This window comes from Azohydromonas caseinilytica (assembly GCF_012927045.1).
Classification (GTDB): Bacteria; Pseudomonadota; Gammaproteobacteria; order Burkholderiales; family Burkholderiaceae_C; genus Azohydromonas; species Azohydromonas caseinilytica.
This window is the reverse complement of sequence record NZ_JABBFW010000013.1, coordinates 1-12572: the sequence shown is the minus strand read 5'-3', so window position 1 is coordinate 12572 and position 12572 is coordinate 1. Positions and strand designations below refer to the sequence as shown.

At 71.8% G+C, this 12572-nt stretch carries 14 protein-coding genes; 5 read left to right on the top strand and 9 right to left on the bottom strand.

Translation table 11 applies throughout. The features are described from left to right. Positions 1 to 71: 71 nt before the first annotated feature. The 3 genes from HHL10_RS17655 to HHL10_RS17645 all read right to left on the bottom strand — a co-directional run bounded on the left by HHL10_RS17655 (position 72) and on the right by HHL10_RS17645 (position 3698). Entirely contained in the window at positions 72 to 1556 is a 1485-nt protein-coding gene (locus tag HHL10_RS17655; protein ID WP_169161715.1) for a hybrid sensor histidine kinase/response regulator, read from the bottom strand. A 253-nt stretch (positions 1557 to 1809) separates the two neighbouring features. After that, positions 1810 to 2682, bottom strand: a complete 873-nt coding sequence (locus HHL10_RS17650) for a CAP domain-containing protein (protein WP_169161714.1) — start codon at positions 2680 to 2682, stop codon at positions 1810 to 1812. After that, positions 2682 to 3698 carry an NYN domain-containing protein gene (locus tag HHL10_RS17645; RefSeq protein ID WP_235971600.1) on the bottom strand — a complete coding sequence of 339 codons (1017 nt, stop codon included), beginning with the start codon at positions 3696 to 3698 and terminating at the stop codon, positions 2682 to 2684. The genes HHL10_RS17650 and HHL10_RS17645 overlap by 1 nt, the downstream gene beginning before the upstream one ends. 134 nt (positions 3699 to 3832) lie before the next feature. On the opposite strand from HHL10_RS17645, the gene HHL10_RS17640 reads away from it, so the two are divergent. The 3 genes from HHL10_RS17640 (at position 3833) to HHL10_RS17630 (ending at position 7148) form a co-directional block, all read left to right on the top strand. Continuing rightward, on the top strand, positions 3833 to 4957 hold the full coding sequence (locus HHL10_RS17640) for a zinc-dependent alcohol dehydrogenase family protein (protein ID WP_169161713.1): 1125 nt from the start codon (positions 3833 to 3835) through the stop codon (positions 4955 to 4957). Positions 4958 to 5107: 150 nt separating this feature from the next. Then, entirely contained in the window at positions 5108 to 6094 is a 987-nt protein-coding gene (locus HHL10_RS17635; protein ID WP_169161712.1) for a tyrosine-type recombinase/integrase, read from the top strand. Between the two features lie 34 nt (positions 6095 to 6128). Beyond that, a complete protein-coding gene (locus HHL10_RS17630; RefSeq protein WP_169161711.1) occupies positions 6129 to 7148 on the top strand; it encodes a hypothetical protein in 1020 nt (339 codons plus the stop codon). Positions 7149 to 7243: 95 nt separating this feature from the next. On the opposite strand, the gene HHL10_RS17625 is transcribed toward HHL10_RS17630, so the two are convergent. The 4 genes from HHL10_RS17625 to HHL10_RS17610 all read right to left on the bottom strand — a co-directional run bounded on the left by HHL10_RS17625 (position 7244) and on the right by HHL10_RS17610 (position 10105). Then, positions 7244 to 7495 carry a DUF378 domain-containing protein gene (locus HHL10_RS17625; RefSeq protein WP_169161710.1) on the bottom strand — a complete coding sequence of 84 codons (252 nt, stop codon included), beginning with the start codon at positions 7493 to 7495 and terminating at the stop codon, positions 7244 to 7246. 304 nt (positions 7496 to 7799) lie between these two features. Next, positions 7800 to 8291 (bottom strand): flavodoxin family protein, encoded by a 492-nt coding sequence (locus HHL10_RS17620; protein ID WP_169161709.1) that lies wholly within the window; start codon positions 8289 to 8291, stop codon positions 7800 to 7802. 40 nt (positions 8292 to 8331) lie between these two features. Beyond that, the gene (locus HHL10_RS17615) at positions 8332 to 9318 is read right to left on the bottom strand and encodes a Vgb family protein (RefSeq protein ID WP_205833094.1); all 987 of its coding nucleotides are present in this window, start codon (positions 9316 to 9318) and stop codon (positions 8332 to 8334) included. Between the two features lie 124 nt (positions 9319 to 9442). Then, positions 9443 to 10105 carry a PEP-CTERM sorting domain-containing protein gene (locus HHL10_RS17610; RefSeq protein WP_169161708.1) on the bottom strand — a complete coding sequence of 221 codons (663 nt, stop codon included), beginning with the start codon at positions 10103 to 10105 and terminating at the stop codon, positions 9443 to 9445. Positions 10106 to 10291: 186 nt separating this feature from the next. On the opposite strand from HHL10_RS17610, the gene HHL10_RS17605 reads away from it, so the two are divergent. After that, on the top strand, positions 10292 to 10636 hold the full coding sequence (locus HHL10_RS17605) for a thioredoxin family protein (RefSeq protein ID WP_169161707.1): 345 nt from the start codon (positions 10292 to 10294) through the stop codon (positions 10634 to 10636). Between the two features lie 25 nt (positions 10637 to 10661). Here the strand turns inward: HHL10_RS17605 and HHL10_RS17600 are convergent, their stop codons facing one another. Together HHL10_RS17600 and HHL10_RS17595 are read right to left on the bottom strand one after the other, a co-directional pair. After that, the gene (locus HHL10_RS17600; protein ID WP_169161706.1) at positions 10662 to 10844 is read right to left on the bottom strand and encodes a hypothetical protein; all 183 of its coding nucleotides are present in this window, start codon (positions 10842 to 10844) and stop codon (positions 10662 to 10664) included. A 58-nt stretch (positions 10845 to 10902) separates the two neighbouring features. Further along, positions 10903 to 11277 (bottom strand): hypothetical protein, encoded by a 375-nt coding sequence (locus tag HHL10_RS17595; protein ID WP_169161705.1) that lies wholly within the window; start codon positions 11275 to 11277, stop codon positions 10903 to 10905. Between the two features lie 119 nt (positions 11278 to 11396). Here HHL10_RS17595 and HHL10_RS17590 point away from each other — a divergent pair, with 119 nt between their 5' ends. Then, the gene (locus HHL10_RS17590) at positions 11397 to 12392 is read left to right on the top strand and encodes a tyrosine-type recombinase/integrase (RefSeq protein ID WP_169161704.1); all 996 of its coding nucleotides are present in this window, start codon (positions 11397 to 11399) and stop codon (positions 12390 to 12392) included. Positions 12393 to 12572 lie beyond the last annotated feature (180 nt).

Below are 12572 nucleotides of genomic sequence, written 5' to 3'. Positions count from 1 at the left end.
CCGCCCGGAGCACATGGCGCGCCTGTCGGCGGCCGCAGCCGCCCGGCGGGCCTGCGGGCGTGCCGGCCGCCTCAGGCTCCGGCCAGCTCCAGCGTCGCCACCGTGCCGCCGCCGCCGCGGGCGGCCATGTCGAGGGTGCCGTGCATCGCCTCGGCCAGGCGGCGCGAGATCACCAGCCCCAGGCCGGTGCCGGGGATGGCCGAACGCTCGCGTCCGGCGCGCGCGAACGGCTGGAACACCTCCTGCAGCTGCTGCGGCGTCATGCCGATGCCGTTGTCGGCAAAGCTCAGCCGCACCCGGGCGTTGCTGCGGCTGGCTGTCACGCGCAGCTCGCCGCCCGGGCGGTTGTACTTGATGGCGTTGGAAGCCAGGTTGGAGACGATCTGGTGCAGCCGTACCGGGTCGGCGCGCACATGCAGCTCGGCCGGCACGTCCTGCAGCAGGCACACCTGCGCGGCCGCCGCCTGCGGCGCCAGCAGGGCCAGCGCGTGCTGCACGCTGTGCGCCGCGGCCACGGACTGCAGCTCCACCTTCAACGCCCCCACGTGCGCGCGCTGCAGCACCAGCAGGTCCTCGACCATGGCCAGCAGATGGCGGCCAGCGGTTTCGATGTGCTCCAGGTACTGGTCTTCGCGCACCCCGGCCGGGTCGCGCAGCTGCAGGCGCAGCAGTTGCGTGAAGCCCAGCACCGCGTTGAGCGGCGTGCGCATCTCGTGGCTCACGCGCGACAGCAGCTGCGCCTGGGCCTGCTGCTGGGCCTGGCGCAGCTCCAGCTCGGCACGCTGCTGCTGCGCCAGCCGCTGCGCCGTGAGGTCCTGCACCTGGTAGAGCAGGCGTGGCGACGGCGCGTGCGGCTCCAGCAAGGACACGCTCACCTGCGTCCACAGCACGCCGCCGTCGGCACGCAGGTAGCGCATCTCGAACTGCACCGCCCCGACGCAGGTGTCCTGCAGCTCCTGCAGCCGCTGCGCCTGCAGCGCTTGGTCCCCGGGGTGCACCAGCGCGGCCTGCGAGCGTCCCCGCAACTGGGCCGCATCCACGCCCAGCAGCCGCCCCAGCGTGGCGTTGGCCTGCAGCACCTCGCCCTTGAGCGACACCAGCGCCATGCCCAGCGGCGCGTCGTGGAAGACCCGCCGCCAGCGCTGCTCGCTGTCGAGCAGCTGCTCCTCCAGCTGCGCGCGCACCAGGGCGATCTGGATGCTGGCGCGCAGGTCGCCCGGCTGCACCGGCTTGGTCAGGTAGCCGTAGGGCGCGGCCTCGACCGCCTGGGCCACCGTCCGGGCATCGGTGTGCGACGTGAGGAAGATCACGGGCATCGCGCCCTGGCGCCGCAGCCGCTCGGCGGTGCGCACGCCGTCGAGCTCGCCCCGCAGCCCGATGTCCATCAGCACCAGGTCCGGCCGCTCGCGCGCGGCCAGCGCCAGGGCGCGCTCGCCGCTGTCGGCGCGGCCCAGCACCCGGTAGCCCATGTCCAGAAGATGCAGCTCCAGGTCCAGCGCCGTCACGGCATCGTCTTCCACGATCAGGATCGCGGCCGGCCGCGCGCAAGCGCTCATGACTTCCTGCAAAAGAGGGTCGAAATCCATCGCAGCTGCCCTGTGTCGCCATCCGGCGGCGGCGCCGCGGTCCTGGAAGGCATGTCACGAACAGTAACACCGCAGCCCGCTTTTGCTGTGGGCGAGCCGGATCGGCTTGGCAGTGCACCGGGCGAGTGTGGCTGGCGCGCATCGGTCGGGTTTTGCGCAGGGCGGCACCGGGCAGGGACCTACTCACAGGCCATTGCAGCCGAAACCGCCGCCGGCCCCCGCCTCATCGCGGATGCGCCAGCACCTGGGTCCAGTAGATGGCGCCCCCGCTGGCCGGATTGACCGCATAGGCGGCGCCCATCTCGGTGAAGGCGGGGTCCATCAGGTTGCGGCAGTGGCCTGGGCTGTCCAGCCAGCCCTGCACCGCCTGGGGCGCCGCGCCCATGCCGAAGGCGATGTTCTCGCCGATGCGCCGCCAAGCGTAGCCAGCGCGTAGCGCGCGCTGGTTCACCAGGCTGCCCTCCGGGCTGCGGTGCTCGAAATAGTCGCGCCGCGCCATGTCGGCGCTGTGCGCCTGGGCCGCGGTCCCCAGCGCGTCGTTCCAGCGCAGCGGCGGTGCGGCGGCGAAGAGCTGCGCGCCGCAGCGCCTGGGCTGCGCGCGCGCGGCGTTGGCCAGCGCCAGCACCTGCCGGCCGGCCTCGCGCCAGTCGCCCAGATCGGGCGCCAGCAGCGGCTGGGCCATCACGATGCGCCAGCGCGAGCCCTCCTGGCGCACGCCGATGGCGCTGAACTCGGGCGCCGCCAGGGCCTCGCAGGCGCGCACCTGGCCACGCAGCAGCGCCAGCGCCTGCCGCGCGTCGCGCGGACCCGAAACGGTGAACCACTGCACCCGCGCGGCCGGAAAGCCGGCCTGGCCCAGCGCACGCCGCAGCGCCTCCGCCGTGTCGCCCTCGGCCAGCGCCAGCTCGGCGCGCTCCACCAGCAGTGCGGCGGCCGGCAGCTGCCGCGGGCCGCACAGTTGGGGGCGGGCGCGCTGTTCGTTGAGCAGCCTGACGAAGTCCTGCGCTGGCGCGGCCCCGGCCAGCGCCGCCGTGCCGGCCGCCGCGGCGGCCGCCAACCGGCGCAGGGCCCAAGCCAGGCGGCGCGGCGTGCGCATCAGGCCTCGCTGGCGGAGGTGTGGCGCTGGGCGATGCGCACCTCCTGGTCGTGCTCGCCGCGGCGGGTTTCGATCACGTCGCCCAGCGAAATTAGCAAGTCCGAGAAAGTGTCGAAACCGAAATTCGATTCCTGGAAAGTCGGGTCCATGCGCTGGATAAACGGGCGCAGTCCGGCTTTTTGCACCCAGACCTCGCCGCGCCGTTCCGACAGCAGCGTGATGGCCCGGCATACCAGTTCCGTCATGGCCTGATGGCGTTTTTCGGCTTCGGCCGCGCGCTCGAGCAGCAGGCGCAGCTCCTCGTTTGGATTGGTTTCACCGCTGCCATTTTCAGTGCTGGAATTTTCGGAAGCCGGATAATGCCCGCTGGTGGTGACATAACCCGGCGCCATCGGCAATTCGGATTTCGGCACATTCACCGACAGCAGCGATTCGTAATACCTGAACTCGTGGCAGCTGCGCGCCCAGTGCTGGTTGGTGCTGACGCGGCTGCCGATGCCCACCAGCGTGCGCCCGGCCGCCTTCACCTTGTAGGACAGCGGCATGTAGTCGCTGTCGCCGCCCACGACGATGATGGTGCGCACGTGCGGAAAGCGCGCCATGTCGTCCATCACGTCGAGGCACAGCTTGATGTCCGCGCCGTTCTTGGCATTGGCGCCGGGAGAGAAAACCTGGATCAGCTCCACGGCGTTGCGCAGCAGCGCAAACCGGTAGCGGGTGAATGACACCCAATTGGCAAAAGCGCGGTTGATGGCCACCGGGCCCAGCGACAAGGCGAATTCCACGATGGCCGATACATCGATCAGCTCATCCTGGGGCCGGAAACAAGTGGCCCGGTAAGTGCCATGACCTTGCTGCTGGTCCAGCAGGCTGGCATGAATGTTTTCAAAATCCCAATACAGGGCGACGGCGTCATTGTTGGCCATGTCGGAATATATTTTAATAATCAAAATCCGAAAATGAATCAGGGTGCGGCTTTTGGCTGGTTTATTTTGCTCCTGCTTCTCGGGCACCATGGTAAACGTACCGGCCCGCCGGCACTTGCGTCCAGTTTCTTGCCCTCCCCCGGCGCTGCGGTGGACCGCGACCGATGCGGCCGCACCGGAGCGCCGCCTAGACTGGCACGCCTCTTCACTGCCGCGAGTCGCTCATGAAAATCCGTGCCGCCGTGTTGACCCACCTGGGCGCCGCCATGCCCTATGCGCAGTCGCAGCCTCTGCAGTTGCGCGAGGTGGAGCTCGATCCGCCCGGGCCGGGCGAGTTGCTGGTGCGGGTGCGTGCGGCAGGGCTGTGCCACTCGGACCTGTCGGTGGTCAATGGCGACCGGCCGCGCCCGGTGCCGATGGTGCTGGGCCACGAATCCGCCGGCGAGGTGGTGGAGTGCGGCCCGGGCGTGACGGATCTGCGCCCGGGCGACCGCGTGGTGATGGTCTTCATGCCCAGCTGCGGTTGCTGCCTGCCGTGCGCCGAAGGCCGGCCGGCCCTGTGCGAGCCCGGCGCCGCGGCCAACGGCGCGGGTGCGCTGCTGTCGGGCGCGCGGCGGCTGCATCTGGACGGCGCGCCGGTGCACCACCACCTGGGCGTGTCCTGCTTCGCCGACCACGCCGTGGTGTCGCGCCGCTCCTGCGTCAAGGTGGACGCCGCCTTGAGCTTCCCTGAGGCGGCGCTGTTCGGTTGTGCCGTGCTCACCGGCGTGGGCGCCGTGTTCAACACCGCGCGGCTGCAGGCCGGCAGCACCGCCGCGGTGCTGGGCCTGGGCGGCGTGGGTTTCAGCGCGCTGCTGGCGGCGGTGGCCAGCGGCGCGCGCGAGGTGGTGGCGCTGGACCTGCACGAGGACAAGCTGGCCCTGGCACGGGAACTGGGCGCCACCTTCACCGTCAACGCCGCCGCCCCGGACGCCGCCGAGCAGGTGCGTGCCCATACGTGCGGCGGCGTGGACGTGGCTTTCGAGATGGCGGGGGCCGTGCCGGCGCTGGAGCTGGCCTGGGCCCTCACGCGTCGCGGCGGCAGCACCATCAGCGCCGGGCTGCCGCACCCGGACCGGCGCCTGGCGCTGCCGCCGGTGCAGCTCGTGGCCGAGGAGCGCACGCTGCGCGGCAGCTACATCGGCTCGGCCGTGCCGGTGCGCGACATCCCGCGCTACATCGCGCTCTACCAGCAGGGCAAGCTGCCCGTGAACCGGCTCATGGGCGAGCAACTGCCGCTGCAGGACATCCACGTCGCCCTGGACCGCATGGCCGCCGGGCATGCGCTGCGGGACGTGCTGATGCCCTGACAGCCGCACCCACGCAGCCATGCCCGAGGACGGGCGGGTACAAGGGGCTGGAAAGCCGGCAAGCGCCTTCACGTCCCTTTTGATTGACCCGCCGCACGAAACCAGCGCACTGGATGTACAAACAGCCTGGGCCTGTTGTATGTTGCAGTGGTGAACGCAGACACTCCTCCTCCCACCGATGCCGAGCGCTGGCAGGCCGACCCTGTCGGCATGAGCCTGCCCAAGCTGTCGCCGCGCTCGCGCCAGCTCTACACCACCTACTGGCTGGCCTGGCGCCGCTTCCTGGCCGGGCGCGAGGTGCCGCTGGAAGCGGCTTCGGCCATCGAGGCCGTGGCCTTCCTGGCCGGCGAGCGCCTCAATCCCACCACGCAGGCGCGCTACCGGCGCGTGCTGGGCCAGGTGCATGCCGGCGGCGTGCTGTGCGGGGCGCTGCCGCCGGGCAATCCCTTCGAGGACCTGGGCAACGAGGTGCCGCGCCGCGAGCAGCCGCGCTCGGTCGCCTTCACGCCGCCGGAGCGCGCGCTGCTGCTGCGCCGGCTCGAAGGCTGGCATCCGCTGGACGTGCAGCCGCAGCGCGACCGGCTGCTGATCTCGCTGCTGCTGTCCGAAGGTTTCACCTTGTCCGAAACCGCGGCGGCCAAGGTCGAGCACCTGAGCCGCGGCGAAGACGGCGTCTGGTCGCTGGAGATCGGCGGCCCGCGCCGCAGCCAGTGGCGCACGCTGCAGCTCAGCGAGCTCACCGCCGATGCGCTGCAAGCCTGGCTGCCGCGGCTGCCCAAGCCGGAAACGCCGCTGATCCCGGCACTGCCCGGGATGCGCGGGCCGCTGAGCCGTCAGCCCGCGTTCCGCGCCGTGCAGGCCTTTCTGAACCAGGCGCTGCAGGACGGCGTGCTGCGCCGCCTGCCCGGCGACACCGGCCCCGCGGCGCTGCGCAACAGCGCCATCGTGGCCTGGCTCAGCGAGGGCGTGCCGCATGCCGAGGTGCTGCGCCGCGCCGGGCTGCAGCGGCTCGACGCGCTGGACCGCCTGGCGCCGATGCTGGACGACCGTACCCGCGACGCGCTGTACCAGACCCACCGCGTCCAGGACGCCGCCGGCGTGCCGCACGGGCCGCTGGAACCGGCGGGCGAACCATGACGCGGCTCGGCCTCGTGAGTGACGGGGTGCCGGCATGAATGCGTCCCTGCTCAATCCGGGCTGGCTGCACAGCGTGCTGCGCGCGCGCGGGCTGCCGCTGCTGCCGGTGGAAGTGCTGCGCGAAGGCGTGGCGCAGCTGCGCCCGGAGCAAGTTGAAACCCTGCGCCGCGCCTGCATGGCGCTGCAGTCCGGCACCGACAGCGTGGCGCAGATGAGCTGCGTGGCCGACTTCGTGCGCTGCTGTCGCCCCGAGCATGGCGAGGCGCTGCAGGCGGCCGGGCTGGCGCCCGACGTGGGCGCGCTGCTCGCGGCGCTGGAGGCGCTGGGCGGCCAGGCCCTGTTCGGTGCGCTGCGCGCCCTGCCCGATTCGGCTGCACGGGAGCAGTTGCGCCCGTACCTGGCGCCCCTCGCGGCTGCGGCCCTGGCCGGTCAGGACGGCGGCTTCGACGACGATCCGGGCCCGGACGCGGAATGGCCGGACGCGGAGCCCTTGGCCGATGAGGCACCGGACGGCCCGCCCTGGCAGGTGATGGAGCCCCCTCCAAGCTCGCCCGCGTCGGCCTCGCCTGCCTATGCGCCAGCCCCGGCCACACCGCCCGCACGCGTGCTGCCGCGCGGCCACCATGTCTACGGCGCCAAGGCGGCGCTGCGGGTCGAGGAGGACCGCTGGCGCACCGACGATCCCGTGCGCTGCCACACCCTGCGCCTGGAAGTGGCGCCGGCGCTGGCCGAGCGCCGCTACGACTGGGAGCACAAGATCGCCGTGCAGCTCACGGCGCGCGAGCTGCCGAGCTTCGCCGCGGTGCTGCTGAACCTGCTGCCGCAGTTGCAGGCGCAGGGCCACGGCTTCTCCAACGACAAGTGGTTCGAGGTGCGGCGCCAGGCCGGCTCGGTACTGGTGCGCGTGGGCCAGGGCCGCCGCGGCTGCGCGGTGCCCGTGGCTGCCGGCGACCTCTACGACGTCACGCTGCTGGCGCTGGACGCGCTCAGGGCCAACGCGCCGCAGGCCGACACCGCCCAGGTGATGGCGGCGCTGCAGGCGCTGGCGGGCTGATCGGCACCGCATTCGCCTCGACCTGCCAGCGAGATGTGACGAGGGGCCGCAAGCGGCCCCTTTCTTCCGGCTGAAACAGGAAATGCCGGTCCGGGCTACGCGTGGCGCCGGGTCAGGCGCGTCAGGGTGGCGATGCCGTACAGCGCCGCGAGGCCCACCAGCGTGTAGACGATGCGCGACAGCAGCGTGCCGTCACCGAACAGCGCCGCGACGAGGTCGAAGTTGAACAGGCCGACGAGGCCCCAGTTCAGGCCGCCGACGATCATCAGCACCATTGCGATGACGTCCAGCGTGTGCCCGCCCCGGTGTGCAACGTCGGAAGGCAGATCACCATGGGTAATGGCCATTGAGAGCTCCTGCGAGAGAGTGACAGTGAGCCGGTCATTGCAGGCCATGTGCCCGGGCCGCCAAGCACGCCCCATCGCCATGCGTCAAGCCTGAGCCACCGGTTCCGGCGCTCGCGCGCGGCCGGGCACCTCCGAACAAAGGACAGACTCAAAGCTGGAGTCCGAGTCGGCTCACCGGGGCCATGGGCTGTAAAAAGCGCTGCCGCTTGCGCAAGAACTACCAGCAGCACGGTAATTCGTCCAAGACACTTTTGGCTTCGCAGCCATTCATGAGCGAAGGCGCCACGGACGGGCAGTCTTTTGTCTAGAACACGCCGAGCGCCAAGCCTGCTGCCAGCGCCGCGCCGAGTTCACGACACGCATCCAGCTCCGCCTCGGCGATGCGCTTGGGCGCCTGGATCGCCTCGGCCGTCTGGGCGTGGGTGCACACGATCCGCGCCGGCGCCACGGCCTTGAGGCGCCAGCCGGTGGCGATGCGCTCGATCTGGCGTGCCGCGCCCTGTCCGTCACTGCCCGCGCAGACCAGCGCCGCGTAGGGCCGGGCCTGCAGCTGCTCCAGCAGCGGGTAGTAGCAGCGGTCGAACAGGTCCTTCATCAGGCCGGCCATCGAGCCCAGCATCTCGGGCGCCGCGAACACGAAGCCGTCGGCGTCCAGCAGGTCCCGAGGGCCGGCCTGCGGGGCTTGCAGCAGCCGCACCCGCACACCTGCCTCATCGCGTGCGCCCTCGGCAGCCGCCTCGGCCAGCTGGCGCGTGCCGCCGGTAAAGGACACGTAGACCACGAGCAGCGTTTTCACTTGCGCTCCGGAAGCACCGGTGGGCTCGACACCGGGCCGCTCATGCCGCCGTGGGCAGCATCGACAGGTGCTCGGTGCCGCTTTCCGGCAGCCACACTTCGCCGCGCCGGCCCAGGATCTGGCGCACGTTGGCGTCCTCGCGCGGGAAGCGCCAGGCGTCGAAATGCTCGCGCTCCGGGTCGAAGCGCAGCACGGCGTTGGCGCCGAAGTCGCTGACCCAGACCTGGTCGCGCTCGTCCACGTACACCGCGTAGGCCCGCGGCGCTTCGCCCGGCAGCCGCCACTGGCGCCAGCGCCCGCTGGCCGGGTCGTGCTGCGAAAGCTGGCCGCTGTTCCACTCGCTCACCCACAGCCGGCCGCGGCTGTCGCTCCAGATGCGGCGCGCACCCTGGCGCGGCGTGGGCGGCTCCACCACCCGCGGCTCGCCGCCGCGGCGGTCGATGTGCGCGATGTAGGAGCCGGCCAGCGAGCAGTACCAGACCTCGCCCGCGGGCGTGGCGCAAATGCCATAGGGGCCGACGCCGCGCGGGGCCTCGCGCACCGTCATGCGGCCCTGCGCCGGATCGAGCCGGCCGACGATGCCGTTCTGCCCGGTGAACCAGAGCACGCCCTCGCCGTCGAAGGCGGCGGTGTTGAGGTTGGCGCCGCGGCGGCCTTCGGGCAGCGGGAAACGCGTCACCTCGCGCTGCGGCCAGCGCACGCGCACGATAGCGTCCAGCCCGCTGTCGGTGATCCAGGCCGCACCGTCCGGGCCCTGGATCACGCCATGCGGCGAGGAGCGTTCGCCCAGCGGCAGGAGTTCCGAGCGGCCGCTGCGCGGATCGAACCAGCCCAGGTGGCCGCTTTGTTGCGCGGTGAACCACACGCCGCCGTCGGGCGCGGGCGCCACGTCGTGGATACCGGTGCGCCGGGGCGTCTGCAAGGGCCAGGAACGCAGGGCGGGCAGCGGGGCTGCCGGCGCCGCGGTGGCCGGGACGGCGAGCGCCGCGCCCGTCAGGGTCAACCAGTCGCGCCGCGTGATGTGCATGGCCTCGCTCCGCTGAGTGGATGCAGGCCGGCATTGTGCGCGGCCCAAGCCGTGAGCCGGCATACGCCCAGGCCGGGCGAGGCGGCATGCCGCAGCCCCGACGCCCACGCGCGCCGTCGCGTGCTCAGCGGGTGCGGCGCCGGCGCACCGCAGCGCCAGCCAGGCCGCCGGCCAGCAGCAGCGCCGCGCTGGCGGGCTCGGGCACGGCGGTCGGCAACAGTTCTCCGGTGGCGGTGAACCGGATCACGTCGCCGTGCTGGCTGCCGTCGTACGCGCTGATGGCGAAATCGATGGTGGAGCCCTGCGAAACGGCCAGATCGGCCAGCCCGAACGTCATCAGGTTGGGATTGGCGACGGCGGCGAAGCGCTCCACGCCATCGATCAGGACATGCACGGCCGCCGTGCCGAAAAGCATCCCCTGGTAGTCACCGGAAATGGACAGCGTGCCCGGGGCGCCGCTGACCCAGCGCCGCACGGCCCAGTGGTCGCCACTTTGCAGCGACGGGTGTCCGCCCTCGCTGAACAGGGCGGTCCAGGGATTCTGGGGAGCGCCCTCCCACCACGTGGGCCCACTCTGGTTCGAGCCGTACTCGAAGCCGGGCCCGAACACGGCCATCGTCGTGAACGAGGACGCGTCGCCGGCTCTGCTGTAGTAACCGTAGCTCCAGCCGCCCTGGCCTTGAGTACCGCTGAACTCGCCGACCGAGTCGAAGGACGTCGTCGCCGCCGTTGCGCCCGTTGCCGTCGCCGCCATCAGGACCGCACTGGCCAGCCAGGATGCTTTCATTGAACCCTCTCCGTTGTGTTGAAATTGGTTGCAAATTGTCACCACTGGTCGCTGAACCTTCCTTGATCCAGATCGGCTTGGCATGTCGCGCTCGCGCTTGCCTGCCCCGAGTGAGCTCAAGGCCTGGCAGCCACGCGACCACGCCGGGCGCCACGGCCCAGGAACATCGCTTGCACGCTTCACGACATGGCCTTCAATCCTCATTACGCCGCCGTCGAACCCACCCGCGCCGAGGTCGATGCGCTGCGCGGCGCCACGGTCTTGGAATTCGGCGCGCCCTGGTGCGGCTTCTGCATGGCGGCGCAGCCCGACATCGCGCAGGCGCTGGACGCCACACCCGACGTGCGGCACCTGCGCGTCGAGGACGGCAAGGGCCGCCCGCTCGGGCGCTCCTTCAAGGTGAAGCTGTGGCCGACGCTGGTCCTGCTGCAAGACGGGCAGGAGATCGCCCGCCTGGTGCGCCCGCAGGGCGTGGAGCCGATCCGGCAGGCGCTGCAGCAATTCCAGTCGCCGGGCGGCCTGGCGGATTGATCACTTCGCTTCCAGCCTCGGCGCGCTAGCGCGGCCCGGCCGCTGGCTTGGCCTCGTGCGGCTGCCGGTACAGCCACAGCGCGGTGCCGACCTGCAGCCCTGCCGCCAGCACCAGCGTGGGCGCCATGCCGCTCGCCCCGGTCAGGCGCGAGACGGCCAGTGCCGCCAGCGGCCCGGCGATCTGAACGGGAGCGGCAACAGGGTTCATGCCGCGCTTGGAACCGCTGCCGCTCATCCGAGCCCGGCGCCGCCGACCTGGAATGGCGTCAGTCCTCGTCGCGGATGAACGCGTCCCGGAATGCCGCGCAGAAGTCCGCGTTGCCGGCCAGGGTCAGCGTGAGCGTGTGGCGCAGGGTCTCGCTGCCCATGCTCTCACGCTCGAAGCGGCGCGCTCCGGGGACGTAGCGCACGCGCTGCTGGGTGCTGCTCTCACTGGTGGCCTGCAGGTCCACGTCCCAGGTGAAGCTCTCGTCGAGCGGGCCGGGGCCCTCCGGGAAGTGGGCGTAGGCCCAGTCCAGCACCTGCGCGATCTCCTCCTCCAGGGCCGGCAGCGCGCGCGGCGGCACGGAGGCCATGGCGTCGAAGCCGCCGCTGCCGTCGTCGGCCTCGCTGAAATCGAAGGTCAGGTACTGCAGTTCCATGGCGCCACGGTGGTTGGGACGGGCCCGCAGTCTGCCACCGGCGCCGGGCCGTCCCGCTGGCGCCAGGGGGTCATCGGCCACTGCCTAGAATCGGCGCAAACCCCATTTGTTAGTTCGCAATGAACCTGGATCTGTTCGAGGAGGAGCCGCATGGCGCCGGTCCGCTGGAATTCCAGCGGGCGCTGACCGACTGGCTGCGCGCCAGCCAGCAGGCCGGCCAGGTGCGGCGCGACTCCTCCGCGGCGGTGTACGAGCACATGTGGTCGGCGCTGGCGCAGTGGTGCGTGGCGCGCGGCATCGCACTGGACGAGATCACGGCCGCCGACCTCGACGCCTACATCGCCTCGCGCGGCGGCTTCGACGAGCTCACCTCGCGCTACGCGCTGCGGCTGCTGCGCCTGGTGGAGCGCGTGATGGAGCACCGCCGCCTGGCACATGGCCTGCCCGCCAACCGCGCGGCGACGGAGCTGATCGCCGCCCGCGCCGACGTGCGCTTCGCCAACTCGCATGCGCGCGACCCGCTGCCCGAGGTCCTGCCGGCCTCGGAGGCGAAGCGGCTGGTGAGCTACCTGGCCGACAGCCGCCCGCGCCCGGGCGGCGCCGGCTACTGGCAGGACCTGCGCAACCGCGCCTCGGTGGCGCTGATGCTGGGCGCGGGCCTCACGCCCGGCGACGTGCGCGCGCTGACGCTGGAGGGCGTGGTCTTCGACGGCGGGCGCGTGCGCGAGCTGCCCTGGAAGCTGCGCCTGCCCGGCAACGGCAACTCGCCCGCGCGCGAGACGCCCATGGCGCCCTGGGCCGCGCGGCTGCTGGCGAGCTGGCTGCAGGTGCGCCGCCAGCAAGGCATCCCGGGGCCGATGTGCTTTCCCTCCACCAAGTCCAGCGGCAAGCCCTGGGGCAAGGTGGCGCAGTACACGGCCGCGCGCACGGTGCTGTTGGCTGCGGGCATCGAGGACGTGGAAGGCGGCAGCTACAAGCTGCGCCACACCTTCGCGCTGCGCCAGCTGCGCAAGGGCAAGCCATCCCACGAGATAGCGCGCTGGCTGGGCCTGAGCGACCCGGCCATGATGGAGCGCTACAAGCGCATCCTCATCACGCCGGTGGAGCTGGCCTGAGGCGGTTGCGGCGTCAACGCGCGGGCCGGCCTGGCGGATACGGGCCCGGCTGTCTCAGAAGGTGTGAATGAATCTCCCGGCCGCCGGGACAATGGGCGCATGAGTCAAGCGCCGTCCGCAGCAGGGAGTGAACAAGGCCAGCCCAGCCTGTTCGGTGAAGGGGAGCTGCCCGCTGGGCAG

Bases quoted from the DNA above. Each gene is read 5' to 3' on its own strand.
- HHL10_RS17655 (WP_169161715.1), bottom strand. From the start codon at position 1,556: ATGAGCGCTTGCGCGCGGCCGGCCGCGATCCTGATCGTGGAAGACGAT.
- HHL10_RS17650 (WP_169161714.1), bottom strand. From the start codon at position 2,682: ATGCGCACGCCGCGCCGCCTGGCTTGGGCCCTGCGCCGGTTGGCGGCC.
- HHL10_RS17645 (WP_235971600.1), bottom strand. From the start codon at position 3,698: ATGGTGCCCGAGAAGCAGGAGCAAAATAAACCAGCCAAAAGCCGCACC.
- HHL10_RS17640 (WP_169161713.1), top strand. From the start codon at position 3,833: ATGAAAATCCGTGCCGCCGTGTTGACCCACCTGGGCGCCGCCATGCCC.
- HHL10_RS17630 (WP_169161711.1), top strand. From the start codon at position 6,129: ATGAATGCGTCCCTGCTCAATCCGGGCTGGCTGCACAGCGTGCTGCGC.
- HHL10_RS17625 (WP_169161710.1), bottom strand. From the start codon at position 7,495: ATGGCCATTACCCATGGTGATCTGCCTTCCGACGTTGCACACCGGGGC.
- HHL10_RS17615 (WP_205833094.1), bottom strand. From the start codon at position 9,318: ATGCACATCACGCGGCGCGACTGGTTGACCCTGACGGGCGCGGCGCTC.
- HHL10_RS17610 (WP_169161708.1), bottom strand. From the start codon at position 10,105: ATGAAAGCATCCTGGCTGGCCAGTGCGGTCCTGATGGCGGCGACGGCA.
- HHL10_RS17605 (WP_169161707.1), top strand. From the start codon at position 10,292: ATGGCCTTCAATCCTCATTACGCCGCCGTCGAACCCACCCGCGCCGAG.
- HHL10_RS17600 (WP_169161706.1), bottom strand. From the start codon at position 10,844: ATGAACCCTGTTGCCGCTCCCGTTCAGATCGCCGGGCCGCTGGCGGCA.
- HHL10_RS17595 (WP_169161705.1), bottom strand. From the start codon at position 11,277: ATGGAACTGCAGTACCTGACCTTCGATTTCAGCGAGGCCGACGACGGC.
- HHL10_RS17590 (WP_169161704.1), top strand. From the start codon at position 11,397: ATGAACCTGGATCTGTTCGAGGAGGAGCCGCATGGCGCCGGTCCGCTG.